Genomic DNA, 18,448 nt, shown 5'->3' with positions numbered 1-18,448 from the left:
ACTGCTCATGTCCGCGAGCTATCACGCTGGATTCACACAGTGAATCCTACAGTGCCCGATTTGTGCAACAAAGCCGCCTGAAAAGGCGTGATGGACCGGCGATTTTCCTTATTGTTCCATAAGTGAGGTGAATTGAGCGAAAGAGCGCCGCCTTAAAATTGCATTTAAGACGTGCTTGGCCCATACGATTCGTACTCCTCGTGATGCGCGCTTAGATTTGTGCGCCTGCAAGCGAGTTGCGGACCGCTTCTGTGATGCGTGTTTTCACCAGATCGCCTGGCTGAGCGGAGCAATCATTTATGTGAACCGCATGTAGATACTCTGACTTGCCAACCATCTGTCCGGGATCGCGCCCTTGCTTTTCAACCAATACGGTCAAATCGCGTCCAACCATGCTTTGTTGGATTTCGGTTTGTTGACGGGTGATCAAAGCTTGCAAGCGTTGCAGGCGTTCGGATGCAACAGCGTCCTCAACCTGCGCGCGCTCAGCAGCCGGAGTGCCGGGGCGCGTGGAGTATTTGAAGGAATAGGCATAGCCGTAGCGCACCTCTTCGATCAAATCGAGCGTGGCTTGAAAGTCTTCTTCGGTTTCTTCCGGAAAGCCCACAATGAAATCACCAGACATCAAGATATCAGGGCGTGCACCACGAATGCGTTCGATTAAGCGTAGGTAGCTGTCAGAAGTGTGGCTGCGGTTCATGCGTTTCAGAATGCGATCAGAGCCAGATTGCACAGGTAAGTGCAGATAGGGCATCAGCTTGGCGCAATGCGCATGGGCGTCGATCAGGTCGTCTTGCATATCGTTTGGATGAGATGTGGTGAAGCGGATACGCGCCAAACCATCGACTTTATCCAGCTCCCAAATGAGCTGTGCCAAACCCCATTCATTTCCATCAGGCCCCGCACCGTGATAGGCGTTTACGTTCTGTCCCAGCAACGTGATTTCGCGCACGCCACGTTCAACAAGCTCTTTGGCCTCATCAACAATGCGCTGCACGGGGCGCGAGACCTCAGCTCCGCGTGTATAAGGGACAACGCAGAATGCGCAGAATTTATCACATCCTTCTTGAACCGTCAGAAATGCCGCAGGTGCGCGCCGCGCTTTTGGGCGGTTTTTGAGCGCTTCAAATTTGTCCTCTACGGGAAAATCTGTATCCAGTGCTTTTTCCCCACGACGGGTCTTGGCTTCCATCTCTGCAAGGCGATGATAGCTTTGGGGGCCGACCACGAGATCAACAGCAGGTTGGCGGCGCATGATTTCCTGCCCCTCCGCTTGTGCAACGCACCCAGCAACACCGATCTTCAAGTCTGGCTTATCTGCTTTGAACGCCTTCATTCGGCCAAGCTCAGAGTAAATTTTTTCGGCGGCTTTTTCGCGAATATGGCAAGTGTTGAGCAAGATCATATCTGCATCATCAGGCGTTTTCGTCTCAACATATCCCGACGCACCCAGAGCTTCGCTCATACGTTCGCTGTCATAAACGTTCATCTGGCAGCCGTATGTTTTGATAAAGAGTTTTTTAGTCTCTGACATGATAAGCAGCCTTTGGCGGTTTTACGTGATTTGGTGCGCGTGCCTTGCGTTCTTGGCGCGTGTTACATCAAAAGCGAGGGCGCTTGCAATGCGCGTGCAAATGACCGATTCTAGGGAAAACGACATGGGCAAAGGAAACACGCGGTGGCGCACTATTCATCTTTGAAGAAATTCATCTCTGCCGCGAATGAAGTTTTGCTCAAAGGACCAGTTGCGCTGATCTTCGTGGAAGATGATGTCGAGGTTGATACAACGCTGCGCCATCATATCGACTGTGGTTTTAAGCATGTTGTTGCGTTCATGCCGGATGCATTTGATTTACCGATTGATCTGGCTGACCGTGTGCAGCGCGTGCGCTATGATTTGAGTGCAGATGGCGCTTTGGAAAAAGCCGTAAACGCTGTCATTAACTCAGTGCCAGATATCTGGCTCTATTACTGCTACAATGCTGAATATCTGTTTTATCCGTTCTGTGAAACACGTTCGGTCGGAGAAATGATTGCGTTTAATGCCGAAGAACGGCGCTTCACGATCATGACCTATGTTGTAGATCTATATGCGGACGATTTGGAAAAGTTTCCAAATGCGGTGTCTCTTGATTATGCGCATATGGATCGCTCCGGCTATTATGCACTGGCACGGATGAAACCCGGAACAGAATGGCCCGAAGAGCGGCAGCTAGATTTCTTCGGCGGTCTGCGTTGGCGTTTTGAAGAGCATATTGCAGAATCCAGCCGCAAGATTGACCGCGTTGCACTTTTCAAATCATACAAAGGCTTGGAGCTACGCAGCAACCACACATTTAATGAACCGGAATACAATACCTACTCCTGCGAGTGGCATCACAACCTGTCTGCTGCAATAATGTCGTTTCGAACGGCTAAGGCGCTAAAGCGTAATCCTGGGTCAACTTTTGATATTCAATCATTTCAATGGCATAATTCTGCACCCTTTGAGTGGCACTCACGTCAGCTCCTCGATCTTGGATTAATGGAGCCGGGGCAGTGGTTTTAAATACGCAAATTTATTGAGAAAACTCGACAAGGGGGGGCTCCGCCCCCAACTCAGCAGGCTGAGTTTCCCCCGGAGTTTAGAGGAAAAATGAAGCGCTATAGGTTGTCTTGCTGCGGCATGCCGAGCACGTGGAACCCGCCATCTACGCGCAATATTTCACCAGTCGTACACGCCCCAACATCTGAGGCGAGGAAGACAGCAGCGCCGCCCACAGCTTCAAGTGTCGCATTCGAGCGCATAGGCGCGTTTTGATCTGTATGTTTGTAGGTTTTGCGCGCGCCACCAATCGCAGCACCTGCGAGTGTTTTCATAGGGCCAGGGCTTATCGCATTCACGCGGATGCCTTCGGGACCAAGATCGTTTGCAAGGTAACGCACTGTAGATTCTAGCGCCGCTTTCGCCACGCCCATCACGTTATAGTTCGGCGTGACACGCGTGGAGCCCATGTAGGTCAACGTCAAGATTGTGCCGCCGTTTTCAACCATCATTGGATGCGCGCGGCGTGTAACTTCGATCAAGCTATAGGCGCTGATATCCATCGAGTTTTTGAAGTTCTCGCGCGAGGTATTGAGAATGCGTCCAGTGAGTTCATTTTTGTCCGAATAGGCAATCGCGTGCACGACGAAATCAATCGTGTCCCAACGTTTGCCGAGTTCGTCGAATGCGGTGTCGAGCGAGGCATCATCGGTGACGTCCACATCAACCATAAAGTCCGAGCCAACCGACGCCGCGAGTGGCTCCAAGCGCTTGCCAAAGGCTTCCCCTTGGTACGTGAAAGCCAGCTCCGCGCCAGCCTCCGCCATCGCTTTGGCAATGCCCCACGCGATAGAGCGTTCATTCGCGACGCCCATAATGAGGCCGCGTTTTCCTTGCATGGAACCTGTCATATCATATCACCCGTGAAATTTGCTAAGCAGCATAGAGCCGTTGGTACCGCCAAAGCCAAAGGAGTTGGTCATCACCGTATCAAGCCCTGCGTTATCAACGCGCGCTGTCGCGATTTCCGCAGCGTTTAAGGCTGGGTCGAGCGTTTCGACGTTGATGGATGGGATGATGAAGTCATTCTCAAGCGCGAGCAGGCAGTAGATCGCTTCTTGCGCGCCAGTTGCGCCCTGCGAGTGGCCAGTCATCGACTTGGTCGAGCTGACCGCTGGCGTCGTGCCTTCGCCAAACACACGGCGGACCGCTTCGATTTCACCAACATCACCCACAGGAGTAGAGGTGCCGTGCGCGTTTATATAGCTGACCTTGCGATCGCTGCTGAGGGTTTTCAGGGCACCGCGCATCGCGCGTTCACCGCCCTCACCGGATGGGGCGACCATATCTGCGCCATCGGACGTCGCAGAAAATCCTGTTACTTCTGCGTAAATCGTCGCGCCGCGCGCTTGTGCGCTTTCCAAGCTTTCCAGCACCACCATGCCGCCACCGCCGCCGATCACAAAGCCATCGCGGTTCGCATCGAACGCGCGTGACGCTTTTTCTGGCGTGTCGTTATATTTTGAGGACATCGCGCCCATCGCATCGAACAAGCAGGACAGCGTCCAATCAAGCTCTTCGCCGCCGCCTGCGAACATCGTGTCTTGCAAGCCCAAAGCGATTTGTTGCGCGGCCATGCCGATGCAATGCAAGGATGTGGAGCAGGCAGACGTGATCGAGAAATTCATGCCCTTGATCTGATAAGCCGTCGCAAGGTTCGCGGAGACAGTCGAGGACATCGTCTTTGGCACCGCGAAAGGACCGATGCGTTTTGTAGCACCCGTCTTAAGAACAATCTGATGTGCCGCAAGCATGGCAGAGGTGGACGGACCACCCGAACCAGCAATCAAACCGGTCATCGGATTAATGATCTCTTTCTCAGTCAAACCCGCATCTGCAATCGCCTGGCCCATCGCGATATGCGCATAAGCAGACCCCGGACCCATAAAACGCAGAGTACGCTTGTCTACGTGATCGGCAACATCCAGATCGACGGATCCCGCGATTTGGCTGCGGAACCCATGCTCTTTCATGTCCTCGTTGGCGGTGATCCCTGAGCGACCCGCTTGCAGAGAGGCCAGAACCTGCTCAGCATTGTTGCCGATACTAGAGACAATTCCCAGACCTGTGACGACGACACGGCGCATGGCGCACTCCCTTTGTTAGCTTGACTCCTATGTAGGGCAGAGCGGTGCGCAGGTGCAAGGGGGAGAGATGCGCGCAAAGTGACGGTGCGTCCAACTGAACGCGCGCTTCTTGTCGGATCGATATCGCGCGTTTACGAAAATCAAACAGAGTTTCGCGTTCAAAGGACACGCCCATGTCGATCCAGATCAATCCCGCTGAATTTAGCAATCTCGCGTTAGAAGCCCATGACGATGGCGTCTGGGTGGTGACCTTGAACCGCGCCACCAAGCGCAATGCTTTGGATATCGACACGATTGAAGAACTGGTCACATTCTTTAGTGCTGCGCCGCGTGCAGGCGTTCGCGCTGTTGTGCTGGCAGGTGCGGGCGATCATTTCTGCGCCGGGCTGGATTTGATTGAGCATCACGATGAAGATCGCTCGCCCGCGGATTTCATGCACGTTTGCCTGCGTTGGCATGAGGCCTTCAACAAGATGGAATATGGCGGCGTGCCGATCATTGCCGCCTTGCAAGGCGCTGTTGTTGGGGGTGGTTTGGAGCTTGCCAGCTCCGCCCATGTGCGTGTGATGAATGAAACAACGTATTTCGCATTGCCCGAAGGCCAGCGTGGCTTGTTCACAGGTGGCGGCGCTACGATCCGTGTCACGGATTTGGTCGGCAAGGCGCGCATGATCGACATGATGTTGATGGGGCGTGTGTATTCTGGCGCTCAGGCGGAAGAGGTCGGTTTGGCGCAATACCGTGTTGACGGATCGAGTTTTGACAAAGCGTTGGAACTGGCGCGCCGTGCGGCGGAAAACTTGCCTTTGTCCAACTTCGCGATCTGCTCTGCGGTGAGTCACATGCAAAATATGTCCGCTATGGATGCGGCCTATGCGGAAGCGGTTGTTGCAGGCGTGGTGAACACCCAGCCCGATGCACGTGCGCGTTTGGCAGCGTTTGCGGATAAGAGTGGGGCGAGGATTAGAAAAGACGGGTAAGGGCCAACAAAACTTAGCGAATGGCGGCAAGGAGCCCAAACTGTACATCCCCAAAGGTTGCGATTCATCATTAGGTATGCAGTAAATCGTGGACTAACTGCTCCGCTTTTGAAGTCGAAATCCCTGTGTTTTGGTCCGTGAAGAGTGGATGATCCGTTTCATGTATTTCAATGTACGGTCTTATGCCGTGATCGAGCAGATGAACGGAAGTCGCCAGATTTACGGAACTTTCGTAGAAGGGTAACCGCGTATTGAGCCATCCAAAAAATGGGCCAATATGCGAACGGCTCTCAAGCTCATATGCATCTTCCCACTGTTTATAGCTTTCTTTGCTAAGTGAGCACCAAACCAACCAGATAAAGGAATCTTCACTTCCAATGATCGGCAGTTCAACGCGGCCTCTGACGAAGAATAGTTCGTTCTCAATAATGCAATTGTCACTTCCCAATATTGCTTTGTTAGACCTGTCGAGTTCGCTCATGGTCGCGTAACTGTCAGGAGCGTCCGGCCCAAAACTTGGAAGCCCCTCATGGGTCTCGCTACATGTCTGGCATTGAAAACTGAATGACATACGATGCCCCTGAAATAAAATGAACTTCCTGCAAGGCCCGCATAGTCGCGAGAAATTGCAGCAATGTCGAGATATCTTGAATGTTGGTTAAGTCCGCGATGCAGACATCGACTTTTCAACTATGAAGCATCCCATGCATCAACTTACCGACAACGCCACCTTCTTCGCTGCCACCTCGTAAATCACCTCACCTCGCTTCACCAACGCCAAGCGCATCACCGCGCTCTTGTCAGCGCTGCCACTAAGTAATGGTGTCCAAGAGCTCAGCAAGCGCACTTGGCTTGGCGACCATCGCATCGTGCTTTGTGTCGATTTCATGTGTTCTCCACGTCTGGTCGGTCTTTACGCGTTGGTATTCGCCCTGAAACGGTGACGGGCTATTGCGCGAGCACACTATGAACTGGCGATCTTTCACTTCGTTCTGACGGCCAGAAAGCGTAACGCCGTGACGAAAGCTGCCGATTGGGTGCGGCGTGCACATGGTTTTCAGCCAAGACACTTGTTCTGGATCATCGCTCCACGCGTCGAAAAGATCAGGCTCAACCAGAAAACCACCGTTCGCGAGCTGAGCTTCGAATTGCGCCAAACGGGCTGGATTCGCATTTGCAAAAATGGATGCACCGCTTTGTTCGGGAACAAAAGCATCAAGGTAGATTAGGCTCGATATTTTCTTCGGCACGGCCGACGCGACGCCTGTGATGATAAGCCCACCATAAGAATGTCCCACCAGAATAATGTCATCCAATTCTCGCCATTTGATGACTGCGAGAATGTCTTCAACATGACTGTCAGGCGTGATTCCGGCATGGGCGAGATGCGCGCGTTCTCCCAAGCCCGTCAGGGTCGGTGCATGTGTATCATGACCCTTGTCGCGAAGTTCTTGTGCAGTCTTTGCCCAACACCAGCCGCCGTGCCACGCACCATGAACGAAGAGAAAAGTTTTGCTCATGGGGTCCTCTTTTGGATTTGTAAGATATCCTGTTGATTGAAGTCGCGTCTCAACTCTCGCTCAGCGCCACCTTCATCCCAGTCACCTCGTAAATCACCTCACCATCTGCCTCGACGATCCCGTCAGCGACGCCCATCGTCAAACGACGTGTCTGGATCGCCTTGGTGAAATCAATCTTATAGGTCAGCATCTTGCGATCAGGGCGCACCATGCCTTTGAGCTTCACTTCACCCACACCCAAAGCATAGCCACGACCCTGCCAGCCGCGCCAGCCAAGGTTGAAACCCGTCAACTGCCACAATCCATCAAGACCCAGACAGCCGGGCATGATCGGATTGCCCGGGAAGTGGCAATCAAAGAACCACAAATCAGGCGTGATATCAAACTCAGCTACGATGTGCCCCTTGCCATGCGCACCGCCGTCGCCCGAACAATCCGTGATGCGGTCCATCATCAACATAGGCGGAGCCGGAAGCTGGGCATTGCCCTCACCAAACAGCTCGCCGCGGGCGCATTTGAGAAGGTCGTCTTTGTCAAAGCTGCTGGGGAAATCGGACATGTTGGCTCCAGTATTAAGCATGTTTTCCCATCTCTATCACCCGTGCCCAAGCGCGTGCAAGTGAACCAAAGTGCACAACTGCGCAGGAGATGATTGAAAACGGTGCGCAAAATGGCATATATGAGTGTGAGCCAACAGTAGGACGATCCATGACAGATGTTTTGAGCCAGCCCGAGAACCGCGCATCCGATTGGCTGTCGCGTGGCGGATTGCGCCCGACGCGACAGCGTTTGGCCTTGGCGGATCTGCTGGTTGGCGACGGAAAGAACCGCCACGTCACTGCGGAAAGTCTCTTTGCGTCTGCCAAAGGGCAGGGCGAGAGCGTGTCGCTCGCGACTGTCTACAACACACTACGTGCTTTTTGCGACGTGGGTCTCGTGCAAGAGGTCACGGTGGATGGCTCCAAAAGCTATTTTGACACAAACACCCACGATCACCCCCATTTTTATTGGGAAGATGAGGGTCGCTTGAGTGATGCTCACGCAAGTGATTTGGTCATTGCGGCCTTGCCGGATGCGCCAGAGGGCATGGAAATTGCCAAGGTTGATGTGGTGATCCGTTTGCGCAAAAAAGGCGCATAAAGCAGAATGCGCGCTATCGGGTACAGTGCATTTGGCAGTGCGTCAGATGTCCTCTCTCTACATGATCTAGAAATGCCAGAACCGGCTGCTGGAGAGGTGCGCGTGAAGCTTACTTATTCCGGTGTGAACCCGTCGGATGCAAAAGCGCGATCTGGGACACGGCCCGGAGTGTTGAAGCCTGCGTTTGATTTGGTGATTCCGCACTCTGATGGCGCGGGTGTCATTGACGCAGTGGGCGCTGGCGTGAATCCTGCGCGTGTCGGTCAGCGGGTTTGGATCTGGAACGGTCAATGGCAGCGCGCGTTTGGCACCGCTGCCGAAGCGATCTGTCTACCCTCGGAGCAGGCCGTGTTGTTGCCTGATGGTGTATCTGACGAAGCCGGCGCAACACTTGGAATTCCTGGCCTGACCGCTGCACATGCGGTGTTTGGCGGTGGCGACATTACTGGACAGACCTTGCTTATTTCTGGCGGCGCTGGCGCGGTTGGTCACAATGCGGTGCAGCTCGCCAAGTGGGGCGGCGCGACAGTGATTGCGACCGCATCGCCAAGCGCGTTCGAACGGGTCAAAGCAGCGGGTGCTGATCATGTTCTGGATTACCGCGCTGATGATCTGGCCACACAAATTCTATCGCTGACCAAAGGTATAGGCGTCGACCGTGCGGTTGAAGTCGAGTTTGGCGTCAACGCCCCATTGCTCGCAGAGGTCGTGCGCGCGAATGGCGTGATCGCAGCTTACGGATCTCAACTTGATATGGCACCGACTTTGCCGTTCGGTCCATTTCTGTTCAAAGCGATCACGATTGATATCGTGCTGATTTACATCCTCGAAGCCGCGCCGCGTGCTAAGGCGATCACTAAATTGCACAGCGCTTTGCAAGCTTCAGCATTGACCCCTGCGATTCACGAAGTCCTGCCATTGGAAGACGCCGCTGATGCGCATGAGCGCGTGATGACGGCTGGTCGAAATGGCGCGGTCTTGTTGAAAATCTAAACTATCGCCTCTTGCTCCCTCCACATGCGCGCGCCATGGTGTCGCGAATTGGGAGAGAGCGATGACTATCAAAATATGTGTTTTTGACGCGTATGGAACTTTGTTCGACGTGGGCGCGGCTGCGCGTATTGCAGCAGGTGAAGATGGTCGCGATGCCTTGGCCGCGAAATGGCCCGAAGTTGCAGAGTATTGGCGTCAAAAACAGTTGCAATACACTTGGCTGCGGGCCGTAACGGACAATCACACAGATTTTTGGAGCGTGACCAAAGACGGGCTTGATTGGGCGTTGGAGCGCACGGGATTGGGAGATGATCTGGAGCTGCGCGAGCGGCTCTTGGCGCTCTATTGGGAGTTACAAGTTTATAAAGAAGTTCCAATGATGCTGGCACAACTCAAAGCTGCTGGTTTGCAAACTGCTATATTGTCCAATGGCGCGCCCGACATGCTTGATGGTGCCGTGAGCTCTGCGGGAATTGAAACCTTTCTTGATGCTGTCTTGTCTGTCGAGGAAGTCGGCGTGTTTAAACCCGATGCGAAAGTCTATCAGATGGTGCTTGATCGGTTTGAGTGCACCACGGAGGAGGTTCTGTTTGTGTCCTCTAACGGTTGGGACGCCGCAAGTGCGTCTGGTTTCGGGTTTCAGACGGTCTGGGCCAACCGCGCGAACGAGCCGATGGATCGATTGTTTGCAGAACCGCGTGAAGTGGTCAGCGATCTTACGACCATTCCTGCGATTGCTGGTGTGTAATGCCACAGTTCAAAACCTCCGACGGGCTGTCATTGCATTTCGAGGACGCGGGCGCTGGGCTACCGATCTTGTGTTTGTCGGGTCTCACGCGCGACGGTCGTGATTTTGAGTATGTTATGCCCCATCTTACAGGCTGTCGTGTCATCCGGCTTGATTATCGTGGGCGCGGTAAATCAGATTGGGCACCCGATCCGATGAGCTACAACCTACAACGCGAAGCGCTGGATGCGATCGAGTTGCTCGACCATCTGGGGCTTGAAAAGGTCGCTGTGCTCGGAACGTCGCGCGGTGGCCTAATCGCAATGGGTCTTGCGGCGACGCTCAAAGAACGTTTGCTCGGCGTTGCGCTAAATGACATTGGGCCTGAGCTCGATCCCAAAGGCTTAGACGCGATCATGGTCTATCTAGGTGTAAAGCCCGGCGCAAACACGCTGGCAGAGGCCTCAGCGGGGCTCGCTTATGTGATGCGCGAGAAATTCCTGAACGTCCCGCAAAGCCGTTGGGATGAAGAGGTCGCGAAGTTCTTTGTACAGACAGACGATGGCCTTGCGCTTAGCTATGATCCGAAACTGCGCGATGCGGTTGAGGCTGCGAGCCAAGCAGACATGCCAGATCTTTGGCCATTTTTCGATGCTTTGGCGGGTTTGCCTTGCGCAATTATTCGAGGGGCAAATTCTGATCTATTGGCCCAAAGCACCTACGATGAAATGATGACCCGCATGCCACAAGCACATGGCGCTGTGGTGAAAGACCGCGCGCATGTGCCGTTTTTGGATGAACCCGCAGCGGTTGAAGCCCTGCAAGGTTGGATTGGGGATATGACATGAACATTGAGATGATCCGCGCAGCCCAGAAGCGCGGCCAAGGTCATGTGCGCTATACGCCTATGCTTTCTTCGCCCTTCTTGGATGAAATCGCCGGGCGTCGCCTGTTTTTGAAGGCAGAGTGTTTACAGCATACAGGCAGCTTCAAATTTCGCGGCGGTTGGTCGGCTTTGTCTGGCATGGATGCAAAGCTGCGCGCCAAAGGTGTCATTGCGTTTTCTAGCGGTAATCATGCGCAAGGTGTTGCTTTGGCGGCTAAAATGCATGGCAGTCATTCCGTTATTATTATGCCAGTCGATGCACCACGGGTGAAAATCGAAAACACCAAAGCGCTGGGCGCAGAGGTGGTGCTCTATGATCGAGAAACCGAAGACCGCGATGTGATAGGGGACCGCTTATCCAAAGAACGCGGATTAACGTTGGTTAAACCCTTTGATGAGCCTTTGGTCATCGCAGGTCAAGGCACGTGCGGTTTAGAGATAGCAGAGCAAGCGCAAGAACACGGGGTCAAAGACGCCGAAGTGATCACCTGTTGTGGCGGCGGCGGTCTCACGTCTGGTATTGCAATGGCGCTGGAGGCGGAGCAGCCGAGTTTTAAAGTGCGTCCCTCGGAGCCGGAAGGCTTTGACGATGTGGCCCGTTCGCTTCGTGAAGGTACGATACAGCGCAACACTGCGATGACCGGATCTATTTGTGATGCGATCATCACGCCGCAACCGGGCGATCTGACGTTTCCCATCATGAAGCGACTGTGCGACGCAGGCTTTGTTGTTACCGAAGACGAGTGTCTGCGCGCTATGGCGTTCGCATTCGAGCGGTTGCGCGTTGTGATTGAACCGGGTGGCGCGGCCGCTTTGGCAGCGGCGCTCTTTCATGGAAATGAGCTGAATTCTGATACGGTGATCGTGACAGCGTCAGGTGGAAATGTTGATAGAGCCGTGTTTGAACGCGCTTTGGCGACTTTGGAGTAAGAACATATGTTACGAGCGCGCGTCGCCAGTTTTAACGTCAAAAACCTGATCGGGCCGGAACAGGAATATTACAAGTTTCAACAATATACCGAAGAAGAATATGCGTGGAAATCTGATTGGCTGGCAGAACAGCTTGTCACGATGGATGCGGATATTGTTGGCTTTCAGGAAATTTTTGAGGAAGCCGCACTAAGCGACGTGATCGAGGCTGCGGATGAGATTGGACAGGAAAGCAATGAGGTTTCTGTTCCTGATCGCTCCAAACGCTATCGCAAACGCGCGATCTTTCGCAAACTCAGCTACACTGGCTATGATGATGCGGCGCTCGCGTTTGCACCGAACGTAAATGACGGGGAAGCGGGGCATCGCCGCCCCGGCGTTGCACTTCTTTCGCGCTTTGGATTTGAAGGCACGCCCGAGGTGATCCAAGAGTTAAAGACGCCTATGGATATCCCATTCCAAGACTTTGATGGGGAGGAAGGCGGCTACTATCGTGTGTCACGTCTATCGCGTCCAATTTTGAAAGCGCGTATTCCGATGGGCCGTGAAGTGGTCACGGTCTTTAACACGCACCTCAAGTCCAAGCTTGGTGAATTTGTGCGCCCTGAAGATGCTGAATTTGCGCCAGAATCTGATTTGGCAAGTTACGATGCAGTTGGTCGCGCACTTGGTTCGGCGCGCGCAGCGATGCGGCGCATGGCAGAAGCTTGGGTCCTTCGCGGCGAGATCGTCGCAGAACTCAAAGCAGGGCGTCCGGTCATTGTTATGGGTGATTTCAACGATAGTGAAAACGCAGTGAGCAGCGAAATTATCGCGGGCGAAAAACCGTTTAAGAATTATTCCTGGATGCTGCGTCACAATGCCAAAGCGTCCAATGATCGTTATTCGCGCGAAGAAAACGAGCATATTCAAGAGGCCATCGCGTCGGTTCAACTGCACTCTGCGGAAAAGCTTTTTGTTAAAAAGTCCATGCGTGATATGGTCTATACATCCGCTTTTGGTGGTGTGTTTGAGAGCATTGATCAGATTTATATGTCGCGTCATTTCGTTCCTGAAGCAGGGGGTGAATTGGGCGAGATGGAGTACTTCAGTGTGCTGAATGACCATTTGACGGATGGCAGCCATGCAGAAGCGCCTTACAACAAACTCGCTTCGGATCACGGGCAAATTATGGTCCATTTGGCGTTGAATGATAAGCGGGGAGACAAGCGATGAATTGGTTTGATGCAGGTGATGCGCATCTTCATTGGCGCGAAGATGGCGACCCGGGTGGTGCGCCTGTGGTGTTCTCTAATTCGCTTGGAACGGATTTGCGGCTTTGGGATTTTGTGATTGAGCGCATGCCCAAAGAAGGCTTGCGATACATCCGCTATGATACCCGCGGTCATGGTTTGTCCTCTTGTCCTGATGGCCCTTACGGAATGGGTGCGTTGATCACAGATACCGAACGCTTGATGGAGCACGTCGGCGCGAAAGACGCTGTATTTGTGGGCCTGTCGATGGGGGGCATGATTGCGCAAGGGTTGGCGGTAAAGCGTCTTGATCTGATCCGTGGGGTGGTTTTGTCCAACACCGGTTCGAAAATTGGCAACGCCGATATGTGGAATGAGCGCGTTGATGCGGTGAACGCAGGCGGGATCGAAGCGGTTGCGGATGCGACGATGGGGCGTTGGTTCTCCAAAGGGTTCAATGAAACGCCAGAGCTTTTGATGTGGCGCAACATGCTTACGCGCCAACCTGCGGCAGGGTATAATGCGTGCATGGCCGCGATTGCTGGGACGGATATGATCACTGTCACCTCGGGCTTGCGACTGCCTGCAATGGGGATTGCAGGCTCTGAAGATGGCTCTACGCCGCCTGATATGGTGCGTGAATTGATGGGTTTGATCCCGGGCGCTGGTTATGAGTTGATCCGTAAGGCGGGTCACTTGCCCTGCGTGGAGCAGCCCGATCTCTATGCGCAACACCTGATGCGCTTCCTTGATAGTATTGGTCACGGCACCCATGGCTGAGTTTTTATTGATCCATGGCTCGTGTCATGGGGCGTGGTGTTGGCGCGATGTTTTGCCAGAGCTTGCCGCTTTGGGCCATTCGGCACGCGCGATTGATTTGCCGTCACATGGGGAAGATACAATGCCCATAAAAGACGTCACGCTGGATCTTTATCGCGATGCAATTTTGGCTGCGATTGACGCACCAGTCATGTTGGTCGGTCATTCTATGGCGGGATTTCCAATTGCAGCGGCCGCTGAACATGCGCCGCAAAAGATCGCCCGTCTAATCAATCTTTGCGCATATGCCCCCTTTTCAGGATATTCATTGGTTGAGATGCGCAAATTGGCAAAACGTCAGCCTTTGCTCGATGCGATCGAGAAAAGCGCAGATGGCATGAGTTGGACCCCTATCCAGAGTAAGGCGCGCGAGACGTTTTATCATGATTGCCCTGATGAAAGCGTCGCATTTGCGCAAGATCATGTGACGCCTCAAGCGATCTTGCCGCAAGCTACAAAGCTTGAGTTAGGTGCGCATTACGACAGCGTCGCCAAGTCCTATATTCGCTGCACAGAAGACCGCACAATTCCGCCAGAGTTTCAGGCTGAAATGGCAGCAGCCTTTGCGCCAGAAGAGCGCTACGAGATGCAAACATCTCATTCGCCTTTTTTTGCGGATCCAAAAGGATTGGCTGCATTGCTCGACAAGATTGCGCGAAGCAGCTAACAGGCGCGCCATGAGCGATGAAAAACCTGATCTAAAGCACCCCTCTGGCGCGCCTTGGCGTAACTTTTATGGCCGTTTTAAAGGCCATACGCTGCGCGGCGCACAACAAGTCTATCTGAAAGAAGATCTGGAGAGCTTGTCTCCGGGTGCGGTGGGTTGGGAAGAAAACCCAGAGCGTGAAAATCTCGACCTTAAGGGTTTGTTTGGCGATCGCCCTTTATGGCTCGAAATTGGTTTTGGTGGTGGGGAGCATTTGATCCATCAAGCAGTACACAACCCCGATGTCGGCTTGATCGGTGCTGAACCCTATATCAATGGCGTTGCGATGCTACTTGGCAAAATCCGCGAGGCGGAGGTGTCTAACCTGCGCGTGCACCCCGGGGATGCGCGCGACGTGTTTGATGTTTTGCCATCGGGGTCCGTGTCTAAAGTCTTTTTGAACTACCCTGATCCTTGGCCCAAGAAGCGCCATCATCGTCGTCGCTTTGTAACGCCAGAGCATTTGGAAGCATTGGCAGAGGTCATGCACGAGGGCGCAGAGCTGCGTGTTGCGACGGATATCGAAGACTACGTGCGTCAGACACTCGAACAAGTGCCAAAGGCTGGGTTTGAGTGGCAAGCTGAGACAAGTGCTGATTGGAAGCAACCTTGGAGCGATTGGGTGTCCACGCGTTATGAGCAAAAGGCGCTGCGCGAAGGGCGTGTGCCGCATTATCTGACGTTTATTCGAAAGGGGGGTGCGTGAATCACGCACCTTACTAGTGACGCCGCAAAGGGCTTGGGGTATCAGGCCTCTAATTTCGGATTGTTAAAGAAAGTCTTGCGCATGTCGTCTCATGGCACACCTGTCCCAATGTCATCGTCTAAATGTGGACCGTTGCAGGGGCGTGCAGATGTTCCAGGGGACAAATCCATCTCGCACCGTTCGCTTATTCTGGGCGCAATGGCGGTGGGCGAAACGCGGATCACAGGCTTGCTTGAGGGCGAAGATGTGCTCGATACAGGCAAAGCGATGCGGGCGTTTGGCGCTGAGGTCACAGATCATGGCGGCGGCGAATGGTCGGTGCATGGCGTCGGTGTCGGCGGCTTTGCAGAGCCTGAAAACGTGATCGATTGTGGCAACTCAGGCACCGGTGTGCGCCTGATCATGGGCGCAATGGCAACCACCCCGATTGTTGCGACATTCACGGGGGACGCGAGCTTGAATGGTCGCCCTATGGCGCGTGTCACGGATCCGTTGGCGCTGTTTGGTATGGAGGCTGTTGGGCGGACCGGTGGGCGCTTGCCAATGACCATCGTCGGCGCGAAAGAGCCGGTTCCAGTACGCTACGCTACGCCTGTTCCGTCTGCGCAGGTGAAGTCAGCGGTCTTGCTTGCGGGGTTGAATGCACCGGGAAAAACAGTTGTCATCGAGAAAGAAGCGACGCGCGACCATACGGAGCGGATGTTGCAAGGCTTTGGTGCAGAGCTGACGGTTGAGGACACGGACGAGGGTCATGTGATTACTTTAACGGGTCAACCAGAGCTGAAACCTCAGGTGATCACCGTGCCGCGTGACCCAAGTTCTGCCGCGTTTCCAGTCTGTGCCGCTTTGATTACTGAGGGCTCGGATGTGCTGGTCCCCAATATCGGCCTTAACCCGACGCGCGCTGGTCTCTTTGATACGCTGCGCGAAATGGGTGCTGATCTGACGTACGAAAACGAGCGCACTGAGGGCGGCGAGCCTATGGCGGACCTGCGGGCGCGGTACTCGCCCGATATGAAAGGGATTGAGGTTCCACCAGCGCGCGCGGCGTCAATGATTGATGAATATCCTGTGCTATCTGTGGTTGCTGCGAATGCGACAGGCCCAACGGTGATGCGCGGCGTAAAAGAGTTGCGCGTGAAAGAAAGCGATCGCATTGACGCGATGGCGACAGGTTTGCGTGCCAATGGTGTTGAGGTTGAGGACGGTCCAGATTGGTGGATCGTGCAAGGGCGCGGTATGGGCAATGTGCAGGGTGGTGCAGAATGTGCGAGCCATTTGGATCACCGCATTGCCATGTCTTTCCTTGTTCTTGGGATGAGCACGATTGATCCTGTACGCGTCGATGATGCGGGCCCGATTGCGACGTCTTTCCCAATTTTCGAGCCACTCATGGCGGAGCTTGGCGCAAAGATCACACGGCGCAACGCGTGAAGAAGCCTTTGGCACTTGTGCGCGGTCTGGGTTTCGGCGCGCTTGGGCTTTTCTTGCTTATGGTTGCGATATTGCAGATCAAGATCGCGCCAAACGTTGCGTTCTTGCCGCAAGCGGAATTCAGTGCTTATCCAGATAGCGCATTGGTCAACTTGTCGGAGGCCCTGCGCGAACAAGGGTTGGATAGGATCTATAAAGCGGTTCTGCTTTCAATTGATTTCCTTTTCATCACGGTTTTTGGCCTTTGGGTGATGTTGGTGCATATGATGCGCAGCGCTGTTGCTTGGCGGTTTTGGGGCGTTGCGATTGCCGCGCTTTTCATGGCGTTGGATTTCAGCGAAAACATGATGCTTGCGACGCGACTGGGCTTGGCGACAAAGGGCAATCTTGCTTTGACAGATTTGACGGCGCAGATTAGCGCGGTGCATTGGGTCACTTTGACAAAATTTGCGGTTGCAGGGATCTGTCTGCTCTCTGCCTTTTTAGCTTCAAGGAAACGAGGATAATGGGTTTTACGATTGCGATTGATGGACCTGCGGCAGCGGGCAAGGGCACACTTTCCAAGGCGATAGCTTCGCATTTTGACTTCGCGCATCTTGATACGGGGCTTTTGTATCGCGCCGTTGGAGCCAAAACTTTGCTGGGTGTGGAGCCACTTGATGCAGCGCTAAAGCTTGTGGCGGCAGATATGGATGACACCGACCTACGCACGCCTGAAGTGGCGCAAGCGGCAAGTAAAGTCGCCATCATCCCAGAGGTACGCGCAGCACTGGTAGATTTCCAACGTGCATTCGGCGCGCGCGCGGGTGGTGCTGTGCTGGATGGGCGTGACATTGGCACGGTGATTTGCCCTGATGCGAAAGTGAAGCTCTACGTTACTGCCTCTGCCGAGGTGCGTGCGGAGCGGCGGTATCTTGAGCTCTCTGCTAAGGGTGATCCATCCACGCGCGGCCAAGTTCTGGCGGATGTCAAAGCACGCGACGCACGGGATATGGAGCGGGTTGAAGCCCCTTTGAAACCTGCGGATGATGCGGTTTTGATTGATACCTCTGATCTGAGCATTGCGGATGCTATCGCACAAGCGATCCAAGTGATCGAGGCGCGCACGGGCGAGTAACGCAGGCGTTTATCGACAGTATCGTCGCGACATGAGTATGCTGGGTCAACCTGAATGAAAGGCTTGGCTATGCGACGTTTGATGATCTGTTTGACCCTTCTTGCGGCCCCTGCATTTGCGCAAGAGCGTGAAGCGGCAATGACGGGAGAGCGCATCGAGGCGATCCTGAAAGCGATTGATGGTGAAGCAGTGACGCGCGGGATTGCGACGGAGCTGACGATTGATGATGTGCCGATCATGGTGATCGTCGATGAACCATCGGATCGGATGCGCGCGATGGTGCCTATTCGCAGCGCTGAAGGCATCGCGCCCGAAGAGTTGCAACGCATGATGCAGGCTAATTTCGACACGGCGCTTGATGCGCGCTACGCGGTGGCGCAGGGGCGCGTTTGGGGGGTGTATATCCATCCTTTGGCGGCCTTGCAGCGCGAGCAACTGGTGTCTGGTCTGATCCAGACGGTGAACCTCGCGCGTTCGTATGGGCAGGCCTACACGGGCGGTGCGCAACACTTTGGTGGTGGCGATAGCAACGGGATTTACCGTGAATTGCTGGAAGAACTGCTGAAAAAGGGTGAAGAGCTCTGAGC

The 18,448-nt window shown here is 54.1% G+C and carries 21 protein-coding genes; 15 read left to right on the top strand and 6 right to left on the bottom strand.

Annotation, left to right across the window (positions count from 1 at the left end):
* Positions 1–211: 211 nt before the first annotated feature.
* Complete coding sequence (gene miaB, locus ACTG3Z_RS15730) at positions 212–1,534, bottom strand: tRNA (N6-isopentenyl adenosine(37)-C2)-methylthiotransferase MiaB (RefSeq protein WP_439143973.1); 1,323 nt, start codon at positions 1,532–1,534, stop codon at positions 212–214.
* A gap of 144 nt (positions 1,535–1,678) precedes the next feature.
* On the opposite strand from miaB, the gene ACTG3Z_RS15725 reads away from it, so the two are divergent.
* A complete protein-coding gene (locus ACTG3Z_RS15725) occupies positions 1,679–2,548 on the top strand; it encodes a glycosyltransferase family 2 protein (RefSeq protein WP_439143972.1) in 870 nt (289 codons plus the stop codon).
* Between the two features lie 95 nt (positions 2,549–2,643).
* On the opposite strand, the gene ACTG3Z_RS15720 is transcribed toward ACTG3Z_RS15725, so the two are convergent.
* Together ACTG3Z_RS15720 and ACTG3Z_RS15715 are read right to left on the bottom strand one after the other, a co-directional pair.
* On the bottom strand, positions 2,644–3,435 hold the full coding sequence (locus tag ACTG3Z_RS15720) for an enoyl-ACP reductase FabI (protein WP_439143971.1): 792 nt from the start codon (positions 3,433–3,435) through the stop codon (positions 2,644–2,646).
* A 6-nt stretch (positions 3,436–3,441) separates the two neighbouring features.
* Positions 3,442–4,671: a beta-ketoacyl synthase N-terminal-like domain-containing protein gene (locus ACTG3Z_RS15715; RefSeq protein WP_439143970.1), complete on the bottom strand. Its 1,230-nt coding sequence runs from the start codon at positions 4,669–4,671 to the stop codon at positions 3,442–3,444.
* 173 nt (positions 4,672–4,844) lie between these two features.
* On the opposite strand from ACTG3Z_RS15715, the gene ACTG3Z_RS15710 reads away from it, so the two are divergent.
* Positions 4,845–5,651, top strand: coding sequence for a crotonase/enoyl-CoA hydratase family protein (locus ACTG3Z_RS15710; protein WP_439143969.1), 807 nt, complete (start codon positions 4,845–4,847; stop codon positions 5,649–5,651).
* 70 nt (positions 5,652–5,721) lie between these two features.
* Here the strand turns inward: ACTG3Z_RS15710 and ACTG3Z_RS15705 are convergent, their stop codons facing one another.
* The 3 genes from ACTG3Z_RS15705 to fabA form a co-directional block, all read right to left on the bottom strand.
* Entirely contained in the window at positions 5,722–6,222 is a 501-nt protein-coding gene (locus ACTG3Z_RS15705) for a DUF2199 domain-containing protein (protein ID WP_439143968.1), read from the bottom strand.
* Between the two features lie 241 nt (positions 6,223–6,463).
* A complete protein-coding gene (locus ACTG3Z_RS15700; protein ID WP_439143967.1) occupies positions 6,464–7,171 on the bottom strand; it encodes an alpha/beta fold hydrolase in 708 nt (235 codons plus the stop codon).
* A gap of 49 nt (positions 7,172–7,220) precedes the next feature.
* Positions 7,221–7,730, bottom strand: coding sequence for a bifunctional 3-hydroxydecanoyl-ACP dehydratase/trans-2-decenoyl-ACP isomerase (gene fabA, locus ACTG3Z_RS15695; protein ID WP_009828940.1), 510 nt, complete (start codon positions 7,728–7,730; stop codon positions 7,221–7,223).
* Positions 7,731–7,879: 149 nt separating this feature from the next.
* Between fabA and irrA the strand changes: the two genes are divergently transcribed.
* From irrA to ACTG3Z_RS15630, 13 genes are all read left to right on the top strand, one after another.
* Positions 7,880–8,311 (top strand): iron response transcriptional regulator IrrA, encoded by a 432-nt coding sequence (gene irrA, locus ACTG3Z_RS15690; RefSeq protein ID WP_439143966.1) that lies wholly within the window; start codon positions 7,880–7,882, stop codon positions 8,309–8,311.
* A gap of 6 nt (positions 8,312–8,317) precedes the next feature.
* Positions 8,318–9,304 (top strand): NADPH:quinone reductase, encoded by a 987-nt coding sequence (locus ACTG3Z_RS15685; RefSeq protein WP_439143965.1) that lies wholly within the window; start codon positions 8,318–8,320, stop codon positions 9,302–9,304.
* Positions 9,305–9,365: 61 nt separating this feature from the next.
* A complete protein-coding gene (locus ACTG3Z_RS15680) occupies positions 9,366–10,052 on the top strand; it encodes a haloacid dehalogenase type II (RefSeq protein WP_439143964.1) in 687 nt (228 codons plus the stop codon).
* On the top strand, positions 10,052–10,879 hold the full coding sequence (locus tag ACTG3Z_RS15675; RefSeq protein ID WP_439143963.1) for an alpha/beta fold hydrolase: 828 nt from the start codon (positions 10,052–10,054) through the stop codon (positions 10,877–10,879). Before ACTG3Z_RS15680 ends, ACTG3Z_RS15675 begins: the two co-directional genes overlap by 1 nt.
* On the top strand, positions 10,876–11,847 hold the full coding sequence (locus tag ACTG3Z_RS15670) for a threonine ammonia-lyase (RefSeq protein WP_439143962.1): 972 nt from the start codon (positions 10,876–10,878) through the stop codon (positions 11,845–11,847). The genes ACTG3Z_RS15675 and ACTG3Z_RS15670 overlap by 4 nt, the downstream gene beginning before the upstream one ends.
* A 6-nt stretch (positions 11,848–11,853) precedes the next feature.
* A complete protein-coding gene (locus ACTG3Z_RS15665) occupies positions 11,854–13,062 on the top strand; it encodes an endonuclease/exonuclease/phosphatase family protein (RefSeq protein ID WP_439143961.1) in 1,209 nt (402 codons plus the stop codon).
* The gene (gene pcaD / locus ACTG3Z_RS15660; RefSeq protein WP_439143960.1) at positions 13,059–13,859 is read left to right on the top strand and encodes a 3-oxoadipate enol-lactonase; all 801 of its coding nucleotides are present in this window, start codon (positions 13,059–13,061) and stop codon (positions 13,857–13,859) included. The genes ACTG3Z_RS15665 and pcaD overlap by 4 nt, the downstream gene beginning before the upstream one ends.
* Positions 13,852–14,565: an alpha/beta fold hydrolase gene (locus ACTG3Z_RS15655; protein ID WP_439143959.1), complete on the top strand. Its 714-nt coding sequence runs from the start codon at positions 13,852–13,854 to the stop codon at positions 14,563–14,565. The genes pcaD and ACTG3Z_RS15655 overlap by 8 nt, the downstream gene beginning before the upstream one ends.
* Positions 14,566–14,575: 10 nt before the next feature.
* Entirely contained in the window at positions 14,576–15,310 is a 735-nt protein-coding gene (gene trmB / locus ACTG3Z_RS15650) for a tRNA (guanosine(46)-N7)-methyltransferase TrmB (RefSeq protein WP_375265231.1), read from the top strand.
* A gap of 81 nt (positions 15,311–15,391) precedes the next feature.
* A complete protein-coding gene (aroA, locus tag ACTG3Z_RS15645) occupies positions 15,392–16,744 on the top strand; it encodes a 3-phosphoshikimate 1-carboxyvinyltransferase (RefSeq protein ID WP_439143958.1) in 1,353 nt (450 codons plus the stop codon).
* Positions 16,741–17,250 carry a hypothetical protein gene (locus ACTG3Z_RS15640; protein ID WP_439143957.1) on the top strand — a complete coding sequence of 170 codons (510 nt, stop codon included), beginning with the start codon at positions 16,741–16,743 and terminating at the stop codon, positions 17,248–17,250. Before aroA ends, ACTG3Z_RS15640 begins: the two co-directional genes overlap by 4 nt.
* The gene (locus tag ACTG3Z_RS15635) at positions 17,250–17,861 is read left to right on the top strand and encodes a (d)CMP kinase (RefSeq protein ID WP_439143956.1); all 612 of its coding nucleotides are present in this window, start codon (positions 17,250–17,252) and stop codon (positions 17,859–17,861) included. Before ACTG3Z_RS15640 ends, ACTG3Z_RS15635 begins: the two co-directional genes overlap by 1 nt.
* A 54-nt stretch (positions 17,862–17,915) precedes the next feature.
* Positions 17,916–18,446, top strand: a complete 531-nt coding sequence (locus tag ACTG3Z_RS15630; RefSeq protein ID WP_439143955.1) for a hypothetical protein — start codon at positions 17,916–17,918, stop codon at positions 18,444–18,446.
* Positions 18,447–18,448 lie beyond the last annotated feature (2 nt).

The organism is Planktotalea sp. (assembly GCF_965659345.1).
Lineage (GTDB): Bacteria > Pseudomonadota > Alphaproteobacteria > Rhodobacterales > Rhodobacteraceae > Planktotalea.
The sequence above is the reverse complement of the archived record's forward strand: the minus strand, read 5'-3'. Positions and strand labels throughout refer to the sequence as shown.

What these genes read in the sequence shown, in the direction of transcription:
- miaB (WP_439143973.1), bottom strand. Translation starts at nt 1,534, where the DNA reads ATGTCAGAGACTAAAAAACTCTTTATCAAAACATACGGCTGCCAGATG.
- ACTG3Z_RS15720 (WP_439143971.1), bottom strand. Translation starts at nt 3,435, where the DNA reads ATGACAGGTTCCATGCAAGGAAAACGCGGCCTCATTATGGGCGTCGCG.
- ACTG3Z_RS15715 (WP_439143970.1), bottom strand. Translation starts at nt 4,671, where the DNA reads ATGCGCCGTGTCGTCGTCACAGGTCTGGGAATTGTCTCTAGTATCGGC.
- ACTG3Z_RS15710 (WP_439143969.1), top strand. Translation starts at nt 4,845, where the DNA reads ATGTCGATCCAGATCAATCCCGCTGAATTTAGCAATCTCGCGTTAGAA.
- ACTG3Z_RS15705 (WP_439143968.1), bottom strand. Translation starts at nt 6,222, where the DNA reads ATGTCATTCAGTTTTCAATGCCAGACATGTAGCGAGACCCATGAGGGG.
- ACTG3Z_RS15700 (WP_439143967.1), bottom strand. Translation starts at nt 7,171, where the DNA reads ATGAGCAAAACTTTTCTCTTCGTTCATGGTGCGTGGCACGGCGGCTGG.
- fabA (WP_009828940.1), bottom strand. Translation starts at nt 7,730, where the DNA reads ATGTCCGATTTCCCCAGCAGCTTTGACAAAGACGACCTTCTCAAATGC.
- irrA (WP_439143966.1), top strand. Translation starts at nt 7,880, where the DNA reads ATGACAGATGTTTTGAGCCAGCCCGAGAACCGCGCATCCGATTGGCTG.
- ACTG3Z_RS15685 (WP_439143965.1), top strand. Translation starts at nt 8,318, where the DNA reads ATGCGCGCTATCGGGTACAGTGCATTTGGCAGTGCGTCAGATGTCCTC.
- ACTG3Z_RS15680 (WP_439143964.1), top strand. Translation starts at nt 9,366, where the DNA reads ATGACTATCAAAATATGTGTTTTTGACGCGTATGGAACTTTGTTCGAC.
- ACTG3Z_RS15675 (WP_439143963.1), top strand. Translation starts at nt 10,052, where the DNA reads ATGCCACAGTTCAAAACCTCCGACGGGCTGTCATTGCATTTCGAGGAC.
- ACTG3Z_RS15670 (WP_439143962.1), top strand. Translation starts at nt 10,876, where the DNA reads ATGAACATTGAGATGATCCGCGCAGCCCAGAAGCGCGGCCAAGGTCAT.
- ACTG3Z_RS15665 (WP_439143961.1), top strand. Translation starts at nt 11,854, where the DNA reads ATGTTACGAGCGCGCGTCGCCAGTTTTAACGTCAAAAACCTGATCGGG.
- pcaD (WP_439143960.1), top strand. Translation starts at nt 13,059, where the DNA reads ATGAATTGGTTTGATGCAGGTGATGCGCATCTTCATTGGCGCGAAGAT.
- ACTG3Z_RS15655 (WP_439143959.1), top strand. Translation starts at nt 13,852, where the DNA reads ATGGCTGAGTTTTTATTGATCCATGGCTCGTGTCATGGGGCGTGGTGT.
- trmB (WP_375265231.1), top strand. Translation starts at nt 14,576, where the DNA reads ATGAGCGATGAAAAACCTGATCTAAAGCACCCCTCTGGCGCGCCTTGG.
- aroA (WP_439143958.1), top strand. Translation starts at nt 15,392, where the DNA reads ATGTCGTCTCATGGCACACCTGTCCCAATGTCATCGTCTAAATGTGGA.
- ACTG3Z_RS15635 (WP_439143956.1), top strand. Translation starts at nt 17,250, where the DNA reads ATGGGTTTTACGATTGCGATTGATGGACCTGCGGCAGCGGGCAAGGGC.
- ACTG3Z_RS15630 (WP_439143955.1), top strand. Translation starts at nt 17,916, where the DNA reads ATGAAAGGCTTGGCTATGCGACGTTTGATGATCTGTTTGACCCTTCTT.